Below are 12,963 nucleotides of genomic sequence, written 5' to 3'. Positions count from 1 at the left end.
CACCCGGCGCACGGCGAATGAACCTACGTCACGAGATCCTCCTGCGATTGTCACAACTGCTGAGTGTGACGTGCGGCCTGTTCGTTTGCGCGTTTCTGTGCGCGTGGCTGGCGGGTTGCGCGACGGGCGGTGGCGCCCGTTCCGGCGAGAGCCTCGCGCTGCACCTGCTGCACTCGCCCGCGGCGATCAACCTCGACGATGACCCGGGGCCCGATGGGTTTGCGTTGAGGGTCTTCGCGACCACGGCGCGAAGTTCGAAGGGGTCGGTCCTGCCGGCGGGCGATTTGGAAATCCTGATGTTCGACGGCGCAATCCGGGAGGGTGCCCCGCTGCCGTCCAAGCCGCGCAAGCTGTGGACGTTCTCCGCGGCGGACCTCCGGGCGCACCAATCCCAATCCACGCTTGGCACGGCCTACGAGTTCCTCCTGCGTTGGGGCGCGGACAAACCCGCGGGCGGGCGCATCACACTCCTCGCCCGCCACCGCGACCGCCAGAACCGCCTCACGCACTCCACGACCAGCATCCTCGCCGTCGCGCAGCCGTGATCCCGCGGACCTTTAACCACCGGCCGGTGGCTGGACGGTTTCGAGCAGCTTGTGGATCACGGCTTCGACGTTCACGCCTTCCGCTTCCGCCCGGTAGTTGATCAGGACGCGGTGACGAAGCACAGGGTGCGCGAGCGCCCGGATGTCCTCGATGGTCGCGTGGGCGCGGCCCTGCAGGAGCGCGCGGGCCTTCGCTCCGAGCACGAGGAACTGACCCGAGCGAGTGCCGGCGCCCCAGCTGACCCACTCATTCACGAACGCAGGCGAGCCGGCCTGTTTGGGACGCGACGCGGCGGCGAGCTTCACGGCGTAGCGAACGACATCGAGAGCGATCGGGACTTTCCGCACGATGTCGTGGAAGCGCAGCACGTCCGCGCCGTAGAAGAGCGCCTCGATTTTCGGCGTGGCGCGCGAGGTGGTCTCGGCGACGACGGCGACTTCGTCGGCTTCAGGCAGGTAGTCCATCACCACGTTGAACATGAAGCGGTCGAGCTGCGCCTCGGGCAGCGGATAGGTGCCTTCCATCTCGATGGGGTTCTGCGTGGCGAGGACGAAGAACGGCTCCTCGAGCGCGTGCCGCACGCCCGCGGCGGTGACCTGATGTTCCTGCATCGCCTCGAGCAGCGCGGCCTGCGTCTTGGGTGGCGTGCGGTTGATTTCGTCCGCGAGGATCATGTTCGCGAAGATCGGCCCGCGCACGAACACCATCCGCCGCCCCGGTCCATCGGCGCTTTCCTCGAGAATTTCCGTGCCGGTGATGTCCGCGGGCATGAGGTCGGGCGTGAACTGGATGCGCTGGAAACGCAGGTGAAAAATCTGCGCGATGGATTTGACGAGGAGCGTCTTGGCGAGCCCCGGTGCGCCGGTGATGAGGCAGTGTCCGCCGGAGAGCAGCGCGAGCAGGATCTGCTCGATGACCTCGCGCTGGCCGATGATGACCTTTGCGAGCTCGGCTTCGATTTTCGCCCGGCCGGCGAGCAGTTGCTCGACGGTCTCCCGCTCGGTGGGCGCGGGAAGCGGCGGCGGCGACTGGGTCGCCGGCTGCGTGGCTGCGGTGTCCGCGGGCTGCGCCGCCGGCGTGGCGTTTCCTTGGATGACGGGGGGCGTTTCCACTTCAGTGTCCTTGGGTTGGTGCGGTGATTTGGGGATTGGCGTCGGGTCGGAGTCTAGTGCGTCATCAGGTAGAACACGATGTTCATCCCGAAGGGATACGCGACCTTTTCCGAAAACTTCGTGAAATAGACGGAGTCCTCCCCCTCGCGTTCCCAGCCGTCGCTCACGTCGCTGTTGTGGATGACGAAGACCATGATGCGGCCCTTGTCGTCGTGCCATGCGCGCACGTGCATGGTGTCTGAGCCCTCGCCGCGGTCGCGGAGTTGCAGCGGCGAGTTGGGATTGGCCGGGTCGTGATGCGGGTTCCAAAACTGAATCGTCGGCACCTGAAACCCCTGCATCGGCCCGCGCATCGGGAAGATGAAATGAAACACCGGGTGGTCCGTGCCGAGTTCCGTCCACCGGCGGCCGGGCAGCACGCGCTGCATCTGGGCGGCGAAGCCGTCCCACTCGGGCTGGCTCCAGAAATCGTTCACGAACAGCGCGCCGCCGTTCAGCAGATAATTTCGCAGCGCGAGCACCTCGTCGTCGCGCAGCACCATGTAGCCGGGATGCTCCAGGTAGATCATCGGCTGCGTGCGCAGTTCAGGGTCGGTCAACTTCATGACGCGCGCGTCCGGATCCGTCTTTGCGGATGTCAGCTGCTGCAGTCGATACGAGAGGTTCAAGTCGGCGTCCGGATAATCCACCCACCAGCCGAGGCGGCGGCCGAAGTTCCGCCCGAGGCCGAAGCCGGAACGGTTCGGATCGATCTTGAAAATGATGCGCGTGAAGGTGAACACGTCCTTCGCGAAGGCGGGCTCGTTGGTCCAGTTCGGCGTGCCGGTGCTGTGCGACATGGTCTCGCGCGCCGTGCGGACGGTGTCCTCATTGATCCAGCCGCTGCCCTCGCTCCACACGTAGTTGCCGGGGCGGTCGTCGGTCGGCGGGCCGCGAAAGCCGCCGCGCTGCTGGAACTGCGCGACGCAAACGCCCGTCCCAAGGAGCGCCGCCGCGACGAGCATGGCTTGAATTCGCGCGTTCATGCAGTGACGAATCAACACGGCTCAGTGCGTCATCACGTAAAACAGCAGGTTGATGCCGAGCGGGTAGGCCTTCTTCTCGGAGAACTCCTTGAAGTAATACTCGCTCTCGCCTTCGCGCTCCCACCCGTCGCCGTTGTCCGTGTTGTGGGCGATGAAGGCCATCGGGCGCCCCTTGTCATCGAAGATGGCCTTGAAGTGGACGTTCCGGTTGTCACCGTCGTGGTATTGCTCCCAAGTGATGCCCGTCCACTGGCTTTCGTGGCCGGTGCGAATGTTGGGCACCTGCATCTGGTTCTTCGTGAGTTTCAGGTCGAAGACGGCGTGGAAGATCGGGTGATCCATGTCGAGTTCGACGAACTCGCGCTCGGGAAAGACCCGCTTCATCTCGTTGAGCACGTTCATCAGCGCCGAGTCGCCCCAAAAATCGTCGAACATCGCGAAGCCGCCGTTGAGCAGGTATTTCCGGAATGCGACGACTTCCTCGTCCGTGAAACGCAGCGCGCCCGGCTCGACGAAGTAGAGCCACGGATACTTGTGGAGGTCCGAATCCGACAGTTCCACGATCCGCCCGTCGGGATCCACCTTCATCGAGGTCATCTGCTGCACGCGCCACGAGAGATTCAAATCGCTGTCGGGAATGTCCACCGCCCAGCCGCCGCCGCGACTGAATCGGTAGCCGCCGTAGCCGCTGCCGTAGCGCACGCGCGCGAAGGTCCATGCGTCCTTCTCGAACGCGACGTCGTTCGTCCACATCGGTGTGCCGGTGCTGCCCGACTCCAACTCGCGCGCCGTGCGGATGCCGTCGTAGCCGCTGCGACTGCCGCGGCCCCCGAAGCGCTGCGCGAGCGCGGCTCCCGTGACGAGGGCGACCGCGAGCCCAAGGATGAGTCGACGATGGTTCATGGCTTTGGTTCCGTCTTGGACGCCGACGGCTGCGGGTTTGTTGCAGAGCCTGTGATCTCGAGAAGGAGCTTGTGCGCGTCGCGGAACCGCGGCGCCTCCTCGAGCGCCTGCAACACGTGGCGGCGCGCGAGCGGGTTGCCGGTCTGGTGCATCAGTTTGCCGAGCCGGAAGTGAATCTCTGCCGGGTCGGGCGGGTCGAGCGCGAGCACCTTCTGCCACGCGTCGATCGCATGGACGGGTTTCCCGAGTTCCTCATGGGCGCGCGCAACGTGCCGCCACGGCAGCGGGGTGAGCGGGTTGACGCCGAGGTGCCGTTGCGCGTTCGCCTCGACGGACCGCCAGTCCTTCGCGTCGGCGGCCAGTTCCATCAGCCGCTGGAACGCTTCGAGCGCGTCGGCATCAATCGCCGCGAGTTTCGCGAGCACGTCGCGCTCCTCCTTCGCCTCGCCGAGCGCGCGATGGACGCCGGCGAGCATCGTGTAGGCGTTGTCGGCGCCGCGGTGGCCGGGGTATTCGGCGATGAGCTTTTGCAACGGCGCTTTCGCGTCGGCGAACTTTTTCTCCCCGATGAGGCGGCGGGCGTTGAGCGTGAGCGCATAGAAATTCTTCGGGTTGCGGGCGGCCCATTCGAGCGGATCGAGCCTCTCAACCGCCACGGCCACGGGTTCGGGTATGGGCCGCGGCCGGGGGCCGCCGGCGCGGGGCGGTTCGCCGATGCCTTGCGGGCGCTCGAAATCGAGCCCCGGCGCGAGCCTCTCCGCCGCGTCCTTCGCGAAGGCTGCAAAATCCTTCTCCAACTTTTCCATCGGGAGGGTGTGACGCGCGAGAACGGCGTTGATCTCGTCGCCCTTGGCAAGGTCGGCGAGGACTTTCTTGATCGCACCGAGCCCGAACCGTTGCACGAGGAACTCGACGACGAGCGAGGATTCGTAGTAGGCGAACTGAAGGTGGAGGTCGCTCTTGGGTGCGAGGAATGCGGCGCTCAGGTCACCGATGGGCGTGAGGTCCTTGCCGAGAATCATCTCGCGGTAGCGGGGATTCATGTGCTGGCCCCACGCGGGGCTCGCCTGCCGCTCTTCGTAGACGGAAATGCCCTCGCTCAGCCAGCGCGGCATCTTGTTCTTCGTGAGGCTGAGCGTGACGACGTGACAGAACTCGTGCCACAGCACAGCTTCCCAACTTGTCGGGTGCGCCGCCTGCGACGCCGGGCTGTTGGCGGTGATGACGCAGCCGAAGCATACGCCGAGGAATCCCGCGCCGCCGGGCATGCCAAACGTGCGCACGGCGAAGTCCTTCTGCTCCGGGAAAATCTCGACGATGGTGGGCTTGTCGAGCGTGCATGAATACTTCGCGGTCAGGTTGGAGCGCGCGCGTTCAAGGAGCGCAAGCGCGCGTTGGCCGTAGAGGGGCGCCTCCTTCTCGCCCATTCGCAGAATGAAGTGCGCGTTGGTGAGCGTGGTGAACCTGGCCATCGCGTCCTTGAGCGTGACGAGGTTGTAGGCGGCCACGTCGTAGCCGTCGTCCTTGAAGACTTCATCCGCGAGCTGCCAGCCCTTGTCTTCCTCGCCGAGCCGGAGCAGGTCCGTGGCGAGCTGGCTGCGGGCGGGGAGAAAGCTCCGGTCGAACCGCAACGCGCGCCGCTGCGCCGCCGCGCCCTCGGCGAAGCGGTATTTCTGCGAGAGCTTCGCGCCGAGGATATGGTCCACGGCGGGATTGTTGGTCCAGTGTTTGAGCGCCTCGTCGCGCGATTGCTTCTCGGCGGCAGAGTCGTTGCGGAGGTGCGCAAGGACGGCGCGGTAGGCGTGGGCCTCCGGATGCGCCGGGTTCACCGCGAGCGCGCGTTTGAGGAGCTTCTCGGCCTCCTCGTATTCCTCGGCATCCACGAGATGATCGGTCAGCAGGAGGAGGCTCGGGATGTGATTGGTGTTGGCTTCGAGCGCCTTGTCGATGCCGGCCATCATCCGGGCACGATCCCCGCTGGCGAAGGACTTCGCGTGCCCGCAGAGCATGTCGGCGTCCGCCGGGAATTTCTTCAACCCCTCGGCGAACGACTGGGCGGCGAGCGCGTAGTCGTGCTTTTCCAACGCAAGTTCGCCGCTGGCGAGGTAGGCGTCGCGCTTGTCGGGGTCGCTCTTCTTCGCGGGGTCGAGGAGTCTTTCGAGCACGAGCTTGGGGTCGGCGCCCATGAGCAGCGCGGCGCGGGCAAGCGCGGCCATGTTCGCGGCGTCGCGGAAGGACCATGGCCGCTGGCTGGCCTGCTGGTTGATTTCCGTGAGCATGTCGCGCGCGCGCTCGGGTTGCTGGTTGAAGAGCGCCAGCTCGCGCCCGACGAGCCGGAGCCGGATGCTCGCGGACATCGGCCAGCGGGTCATGACGTTGGTGAGGGTGTTGAAGGCGGCCGCATACTGCCCGACGGCGGCGCGCGATTGGACGAGCAGCAGGTGCCATTCCTCGCTGAGTTCCTCGGCCTTCGCGCCGGCCTCGGCGGCCTGGATGGCCTCCCGATACTGGCCGGTGAGGAAGAGCTTCCGGGCTTCGTCGAGATCGGGCGCGGCGAACGTGCTCGACGCGACGGCGAAGACAAGCGCCAGCCGCCCGAAGCCGTCCCGCCAGAAGCGCCGGGCGAATCCGTGGCAAGTCCGGGGTGGGCTGGGCATGACAGGAGATGGGATGACGCGTGGGCTGATTTGTTTCGAGCGTAGGCACGAAGCGGTGAATTGCAATGCCGGAGCGGCAGTTCCCGGGACTCCGTTGCCCGGACGCGACCGCGCCAAAGCTTTTGCTTCCCTCGCACCCTTCACTTCCGCTACAAGTGCCCCGCTCCCAACGCGCACGCACACCCGGACGAATCGCCGGCACGAACCACCACGCGCCCTTACCGAACGCATCCGCCATGATCGAGGTCAAGGTCATCTGTCCCTGTGGCACGAAGTTCAAGTTCGACACCGAGCCGGTGGACGGCCGGATGGCAGCACCGGTCACTTGTCCACGCTGCAACGAAAACCGAACGGACCTCGCCAACCTGGACATCGCAACGAAGCTCGCCGCGCTCGCCGCAGCGGCACCTCCCCATTCTCCATCCCACGTTGCGCCGAGGGCGCCGCCCGCCGTCACGCCGGTTGCGCCCGTCGCTCCCAAGCCCGGCCCCGTGCGGGTCGGCGCCGTGCCGTCAGGTTCCAAGCCCGTGCTTCCGCCCGCGAAGCCCGCCGCACCGGCGCCACCGCGCCCGCCGGCAGTTCCCGCCGCGGCTTCGAGAGCACCCGCGCCGCCGGCACCGGGACAGCCCGGCCTGCCAGTCGGAAACAAGGCGCCCGTGGCGAAGGCCGACCCGGAAGGCGCGCCTCCCTTGCCTCGGCCCGTGTCGCCGGGCGCGGCGCCGGTTGCGAAGGTCGACGACTCCGGCGAGGGAAAGGCGACGGCTGCGTCCGGCTCGAAGAAGCCGAGCTTCGCGCTCGCGGGTGTCGGGGCGCTCCTCGGCGCGCTCCTCGGCATGGCGATTTGGGTCGCCGTGATCATCTTCACGGGCATCCGTTCGGGCTACGTGGCTTTGCTTGTCGGAGTGACGGCGGGCTTCGGAGCGAAGTTGCTCGGGCGCGGGACGAGCACGGGCTTCGGTGTGGTGGCGGCGCTCTGCGCGCTGCTCGGCATCGTCGGCGGAAGTGCCGTCGCACTCACCGCGGACTTCGCCGCCGCCGTCACCGGGGCGGTGGAGTCAGCCTACGAGGCGCGCGTGGAACTCGCGAAGAATGTCGCCCAGGCGAAGAACGATGACGAGTTGCGAAAAGCCGCCGTGCGCGAACTCGCCGCCGACCGGACGGATCCAAAGACCATCAGCGACGCGGACCTTCAGAAATTCAAGTCCGAGGAGGTGCCGCGGCTCAAGGCGCTGGCAGAAGGGAAATCGTTGAAGTCCGAGGTCGAGGCCCAACTTGCGGCCGAAATTGTGTCCGGCTTCGACTACGGCGAGGTGATCAAACGGTTCTTCAGCATCTTCGCGATCATCTCCTGGATCATCGCTCTCGGCGCGGCGTTTCGCATCGCCTCGGGCTGACGCCCCCAAGCCCCTCACTCCAGTTCCGACTGCAGCGCCTTCGCGATCGCGTGGAACGCCTGTCCCGCCGGTCCCTTCGGAGTGCTGACCACCGCGGGAACGCCGCTGTCGCCGCCCTCGCGGATTTCCACGAAGATCGGCACTTCGCCCAGGAACGTGAAGCCCTGCCGCGCCGACTCCGACTTGCCGCCGCCGTGGCCGAAGATGTCCACGCGCGAGCCGTCGGGCGCGGTGAAGTAGCTCATGTTTTCCACGATGCCGAGAATGGGCACGTTGACCTTCTGAAACATGGCGATGCCCTTTCGCACGACGCCGAGCGAAGCCTCCTGCGGTGTGGTGACGATGACGCCGCCGTCGAGCGGCACAGTCTGGCAGAGCGAGAGCTGCGCGTCCCCCGTGCCGGGCGGAAGATCGACGAGCAGGATGTCGAGGCGGCCCCACTCGACCTGCGTGATGAACTGCTGGATGGTTTTCTGGATCATTGGCCCGCGCCAGATCACCGGCTGGTCGCCATCGAGCAGGAAGCCCATGCTCATGAGTTTCACGCCGTGGTTCATCGGCGGCACGAGTTTTTCATCCTCGCTCACGAACGGCCGCTGCCGCACGCCCATCATCAGCGGGATGCTCGGGCCGTAGATGTCGCAGTCGAGCAAGCCCACTTCGAGGCCGAGTTGCGCGAGCGCGCAGGCGAGGTTCACCGAGCAGGTGGATTTGCCGACGCCGCCCTTGCCGCTCGCGACCGCGACGATGCGACCGATGCCCGGCAGGCGTCGCGCGGGTTGCGGTGCGCCCGCGGCCGGCGCGCCCGGCGCGGGTTGCGGTTGCTTCACCTCCACGAACACGTGCTCGACGCCGGGCAACGCGCGGAGAACCTGCTCGCAGCCGGACTTGAGCGCGCGCCCGGCCTCGACGTTGGGTGAGGTCAGTTCAAGCCGGACGTTCACCGCGCCGGCGCCGGCGGCGACGTGTTTCACGAGCCCGAACGAGACGATGTCGCGCGAGTAGCCGGGATATCTCACGGCTTTGAGCGCTTCGAGGATGGATTCCTGCGTCACCATGCGGCGGGAATGTCGTGAGTCCCTGCGTGGAAGTCGAACGAAATCAGGACGGCCGGGCCTCCCCATGGAATCGTGACCTCAGGCGCCGGCGGTCAAGGTCCGCGGCGCGGTCAATCCACCTTCACACCCGCGACTTCGAGCACGCGCTGCAACTCGTCGTCGCTGTAAAACTTGATCTCCACCGCGCCCTTGCCCTTGCGGTAGCGGAGCCAGACTTTCGTGCCGAAGCGTTGCGCGAGCCGGTGCTCAAGGTCCACCACATGGATGTCGCGCGCGACGGGCTTCGCGCCCTTGTCCGCGCCACGCGTGGTGATGCTCGCGGTGGGTTCGAGCAGCTTGGCCACGAGTTCCTCGGTCTGGCGCACGTTCAAGCCGTCCTTGAGCACACGATCCACGGCGAGCAATTGCTCGGCTGGACTCGGCAGACCGAGGATGACCTTCGCGTGGCCGACCGACAACAGGCCGTTGCGGACGTGCGACTGGACTTCGCCGGGAAGCCGGAGCAGTCGCAACGCGTTCGTGACCGCCACGCGGCTCTTGCCAACCTGCGTCGAGACGCTTTCCTGCGTGAGCTGGAACTGCGAGATGAGCTGCGCGTATCCCTGCGCCTCCTCGATCGGGTTGAGGTTCTCGCGCTGGAGGTTTTCGATGAGCGCCATCTCGAGCACCTTGCGGTCGTCGGCTTCGCGCACGATCGCCGGCACGTCCGCGAGGCCGAGCGATTGCGCCGCCCGCCACCGCCGCTCGCCCGCGATGAGTTCAAACCCGCCGCCGCGCGCGCGGACAATCAGCGGCTGCAGGATGCCCTGCTCGCGGATGGAGTCCGCGAGTTCCTTGATCGAGTCGGGCGCGAAGTCCTTGCGCGGCTGGAGCGGGCACGGCCGGAGATTCGCGAGCGGGATGAGTTCGACGCGCTCGCGGCCGTCCGGCGCGGTCGCGGGCGGAGCGGGAACCGCGGCTTGGGATTCCGCCGCCGCGCGCGGGAGTTCGGGTTGAACCGGCGGCGGCGTCGGGACGACCGGTCGGTTGGAAGGCGCGGCTCCGCCAAGCAGCGCGCCGAGGCCGCGGCCGAGGGCACTTTTCGTCATGGACCGAGAGTGAAGAACACGGTCCGGGAAGTCTAGCGTTGACTGCTCACGGGGATCGAAGCGTGGTCGTTCTTCCCCTTGCCTCGCCGCCGCGCTCACGCGACAGTGTGGGAACGCTCCGCCATGAACCGCATCGTCGGCCTCGAAACGGAATACGGCTGCCTTACCGCAGACCTCGCCGGCCCGCCCGGCGCCATCGGCCGCGTGCGCAACTGGGTCTTCGACAAGCATCGCTACGGACTGGCCGACCTCCATCAGCGCGACTGGGATGAACCCGCGGGCAACGGCGGCTTCCTCTTCAACGGCGGCCGCTGCTACGTGGACATGGGCCACCTCGAATACTGCACTCCCGAATGCCTCTCGCTGCTCGATGTGCTCCGTTACGATGCCGCGGGCGACGCCATCCTCTGCGAGTGCTTGCGCGCGCTGAAACTCGCCGACTCCGTGAGCTTCATCCGCAACAACGTGGACCACTACTCGGGCGCGACCTTCGGGTGCCACGAGAATTATCTCGTCCGCCGCACGGTGCCGCTGACGGAGGTGAACATCCAGTCGCTGCTGTCGTTCCTCACATTGCGCGTGCTCTTCGCGGGCGCGGGCCGTGTCGGCGCGTCGCTCAGCGCCGAGTCGCGCGGCGAAATCGTCCGCACCGGCACCGACAGCCCGTTTCAAATCAGCCAGCGCGCGGACTACATCAACAACGACCTGTTCGAGTGGGTGCAGTTCAACCGCGCCATCATCAACACCCGCGATGAACCGCTCGCCGACGCCCGAAAATACCGCCGGCTCCACCTCCTTCACGGCGACACGAGCATGCTCCCGACCACGCTCCTGCTCAAGGTCGGCACCACCGCGCTCATGCTTGACCTGCTCGAACTCGATCACATGCCGCGCATCGCGCTCGCCGACGCCGTGATGTCCTTCCGCGCGCTCTCGCACCAACCCGACGGCCCGTGGCAGGTGCCGATGGCCGATGGCCGCTGCCAGCACGCGGTCGAGCTGCTCCAGCGATTTCATCAACAGGCCAAGTCCGAGTTCCGCGGTCGCGACGACGAAACCGACACGCTGCTGTTGATCTGGGGCGATGTGCTGAAGGACCTGGAGAACGATCCGATGCGGCTTGTCGGCCGCGTGGACTGGATCACCAAGCGCTTTCTCTTCCAGCAATTCATCGACCGTGAGGGCCTCGACTGGGGCGACCCGTGGTTGCGGTCTCAAGACCTCGAGTTTCACCACACCGACGCGCGTCGCAGCCTCGGGCACGCGCTCGCCGCGACGCCTGCGGCGTGGCAACTGACCGATGCCGACGTGCTCGAGGCGACGCACCAGCCGCCCGCCAACACACGCGCCCACGCCCGCTCGCGCCTCATGCACCTGCTCCGGCACCAGACCTTCCGCTACTTTGTGGACTGGGAGGTGATCGACGCCGAGGGCTTCAACTCGCTCAACCTCCTGAATCCGTTCGACCCGCAGCCTGACGAAGGCGAGCAGTGGGTCCGCCAACTGCGCGGCCTCGTGCCGTGAGCGGACGAACGGAAGTTTCACGTTCGTCGTCCTCGTCCTCGTGTTTCGCAGGTTGAACGGGCATCGAGGACGAGGCCGGCGGACACCAAGAAACCCCTTGCCCGTTCCCGCGCCCCAACACGAAACTCGTCCCATGCTCCCGCGCGCACTGCTCCGCATCGCTGCTCTTCTCGCACTCCTCGTCCCTCCCCTCGGCTTGCTCGCCGCCGAACCTCCGTGGAAGGCCGGCGTCGCCTCCGCGGACATCACGCCCACCCGACCGCAGTGGATGGCCGGCTACGGCGGACGCGACCGTCCGGCGGAGGGCACACAACACCCGCTCTTCATCAAGGTGCTCGCGATCGAGGACGCCTCGGGCCGTCGCGGCATCATCCTGTCGAGCGACCTGCTCGGCGTGCCGCAGAGCATTTACAACAACACCTGCGCCGCGTTGAAGCAGCGCTTCGGGCTCGACCGCGCGCAAGTCATGCTCCACGCGTCGCACTCGCACTGCACGCCCGTCCTCCGCGGCGCCCTCTACGACGCGTATCCGATCCAGGAGGAACACAAGGCCGCCATCAACGCCTACTCCGACCAGCTCGAGGCGAAGATCGTCGAGGCCGCCGGCAAGGCGCTTGCCAGTCTCGCGCCGGCGCGGCTCTCGGCGGGACAGGGCGTCACGCGCTTCGCGGTGAACCGCCGCAACAATCCCGAGGCGCAGGTGCCGAAGCTCATCGAGGAAAACGCGCTCAAGGGCCCGGTGGACCACAGCGTGCCCGTGCTCGCCGTCACCGGCACGAACGGCGCGCTCATGGCCGTCGTGTTCGGCTACGCGTGCCACAACACGACGCTGAGCTTCTACCACTGGTGCGGCGACTACGCGGGCTTCGCGCAACTCGCGCTGGAGCGCAGCCACCCCGGTGCGGCGGCGATGTTCTTCAGCGGATGCGGCGCAGACCAAAACCCGCTGCCGCGCCGCGCGGTCTTCCAGGCCGAACGCTACGGGCAGATGCTCGCCGCCGCCGTCGAGGAGACGCTGCTGCAGCCGATGAAGCCGCTCGCGCCGAAGCTCGCGACGGCGCTCGAACTTGCGACGCTGAATCTCGGCGACGCGCCGACGCTCGACGAACTCGAGAAGCTCACCGGCGGCAAGCCCGCCTCGAACAACCGATGGGCCGCCCGCCTGCTCGCGGACTTGAAAGCCGGCAAGCAGTTCGCGCGCACGTATCCGTATCCGGTGCAGGCGTGGTCCCTCGGCGGGCAACTTTGGATCACGCTCGGCGGCGAGGTGGTGGTGGATTATTCGCTGCGCTTCAAGCGCGAGTTCGGCGCCGACACGTGGGTCGCGGGCTACTGCAACGATGTGATGGCCTACATCCCGTCCGCGCGCGTGCTGGCCGAGGACAAGCCGCCTCGCGCGCCGGGTCGCAGCGGTTACGAGGGCAACACCTCCATGTATGTCTATGGCATGCCCGCGCACCGGTGGGCGGACGACGTGGAGAACCTCATCGCCGCCGCCGCGCAACGCGTCGTGAAGCAGGTGCGCTGAGAGGGCGAATCCACGCCTTTGAACAGGGAGCGCGTGGCGTCCCGCCGAAACCATGCTCGCGCAACCGGACTGACCGGTTGCGGTGCCGTGGTGTTGCCCAAACCTGTCGGCGGGACGCCGACGGGTGC

The 12,963-nt window shown here is 67.0% G+C and carries 10 protein-coding genes; 4 read left to right on the top strand and 6 right to left on the bottom strand.

The features are described from left to right. Nucleotides 1-17 precede the first annotated feature (17 nt). Complete coding sequence (locus tag FJ386_02275) at nt 18-545, top strand: hypothetical protein (GenBank protein ID MBM3875530.1); 528 nt, start codon at nt 18-20, stop codon at nt 543-545. 12 nt (nt 546-557) lie between these two features. On the opposite strand, the gene FJ386_02270 is transcribed toward FJ386_02275, so the two are convergent. The 4 genes from FJ386_02270 to FJ386_02255 form a co-directional block, all read right to left on the bottom strand. Next, on the bottom strand, nt 558-1,526 hold the full coding sequence (locus FJ386_02270; GenBank protein MBM3875529.1) for an AAA family ATPase: 969 nt from the start codon (nt 1,524-1,526) through the stop codon (nt 558-560). A gap of 185 nt (nt 1,527-1,711) precedes the next feature. After that, nucleotides 1,712-2,683, bottom strand: coding sequence for a DUF4159 domain-containing protein (locus FJ386_02265; GenBank protein MBM3875528.1), 972 nt, complete (start codon nt 2,681-2,683; stop codon nt 1,712-1,714). 21 nt (nt 2,684-2,704) lie between these two features. Beyond that, entirely contained in the window at nt 2,705-3,586 is an 882-nt protein-coding gene (locus FJ386_02260) for a DUF4159 domain-containing protein (GenBank protein ID MBM3875527.1), read from the bottom strand. Then, nucleotides 3,583-6,474 carry a tetratricopeptide repeat protein gene (locus tag FJ386_02255; GenBank protein ID MBM3875526.1) on the bottom strand — a complete coding sequence of 964 codons (2,892 nt, stop codon included), beginning with the start codon at nt 6,472-6,474 and terminating at the stop codon, nt 3,583-3,585. The genes FJ386_02260 and FJ386_02255 overlap by 4 nt, the downstream gene beginning before the upstream one ends. A 5-nt stretch (nt 6,475-6,479) precedes the next feature. On the opposite strand from FJ386_02255, the gene FJ386_02250 reads away from it, so the two are divergent. Further along, nucleotides 6,480-7,637 carry an MFS transporter gene (locus tag FJ386_02250; GenBank protein ID MBM3875525.1) on the top strand — a complete coding sequence of 386 codons (1,158 nt, stop codon included), beginning with the start codon at nt 6,480-6,482 and terminating at the stop codon, nt 7,635-7,637. A gap of 14 nt (nt 7,638-7,651) precedes the next feature. On the opposite strand, the gene FJ386_02245 is transcribed toward FJ386_02250, so the two are convergent. Then, on the bottom strand, nt 7,652-8,695 hold the full coding sequence (locus FJ386_02245; GenBank protein ID MBM3875524.1) for an Mrp/NBP35 family ATP-binding protein: 1,044 nt from the start codon (nt 8,693-8,695) through the stop codon (nt 7,652-7,654). A gap of 110 nt (nt 8,696-8,805) precedes the next feature. Then, complete coding sequence (locus FJ386_02240) at nt 8,806-9,783, bottom strand: ParB/RepB/Spo0J family partition protein (GenBank protein MBM3875523.1); 978 nt, start codon at nt 9,781-9,783, stop codon at nt 8,806-8,808. 123 nt (nt 9,784-9,906) lie between these two features. Here FJ386_02240 and FJ386_02235 point away from each other — a divergent pair, with 123 nt between their 5' ends. Together FJ386_02235 and FJ386_02230 are read left to right on the top strand one after the other, a co-directional pair. Further along, nucleotides 9,907-11,307: a peptidase gene (locus FJ386_02235; GenBank protein MBM3875522.1), complete on the top strand. Its 1,401-nt coding sequence runs from the start codon at nt 9,907-9,909 to the stop codon at nt 11,305-11,307. Between the two features lie 133 nt (nt 11,308-11,440). Continuing rightward, nucleotides 11,441-12,835, top strand: coding sequence for a hypothetical protein (locus FJ386_02230; GenBank protein MBM3875521.1), 1,395 nt, complete (start codon nt 11,441-11,443; stop codon nt 12,833-12,835). The last annotated feature ends 128 nt before the right edge of the window (nt 12,836-12,963 follow it).

The sequence above is a fragment of the Verrucomicrobiota bacterium genome (assembly GCA_016871675.1).
In the GTDB taxonomy this organism is placed as follows: domain Bacteria; phylum Verrucomicrobiota; class Verrucomicrobiia; order Limisphaerales; family VHCN01; genus VHCN01.
The sequence above is the reverse complement of the archived record's forward strand: the minus strand, read 5'-3'. Positions and strand labels throughout refer to the sequence as shown.

Coding starts and splice junctions, on each gene's coding strand:
- FJ386_02275 (MBM3875530.1), top strand. CDS start 18: ATGAACCTACGTCACGAGATCCTCCTGCGATTGTCACAACTGCTGAGT.
- FJ386_02265 (MBM3875528.1), bottom strand. CDS start 2,683: ATGAACGCGCGAATTCAAGCCATGCTCGTCGCGGCGGCGCTCCTTGGG.
- FJ386_02260 (MBM3875527.1), bottom strand. CDS start 3,586: ATGAACCATCGTCGACTCATCCTTGGGCTCGCGGTCGCCCTCGTCACG.
- FJ386_02255 (MBM3875526.1), bottom strand. CDS start 6,474: ATGCGTTCGGTAAGGGCGCGTGGTGGTTCGTGCCGGCGATTCGTCCGG.
- FJ386_02250 (MBM3875525.1), top strand. CDS start 6,480: ATGATCGAGGTCAAGGTCATCTGTCCCTGTGGCACGAAGTTCAAGTTC.
- FJ386_02245 (MBM3875524.1), bottom strand. CDS start 8,695: ATGGTGACGCAGGAATCCATCCTCGAAGCGCTCAAAGCCGTGAGATAT.
- FJ386_02240 (MBM3875523.1), bottom strand. CDS start 9,783: ATGACGAAAAGTGCCCTCGGCCGCGGCCTCGGCGCGCTGCTTGGCGGA.
- FJ386_02235 (MBM3875522.1), top strand. CDS start 9,907: ATGAACCGCATCGTCGGCCTCGAAACGGAATACGGCTGCCTTACCGCA.
- FJ386_02230 (MBM3875521.1), top strand. CDS start 11,441: ATGCTCCCGCGCGCACTGCTCCGCATCGCTGCTCTTCTCGCACTCCTC.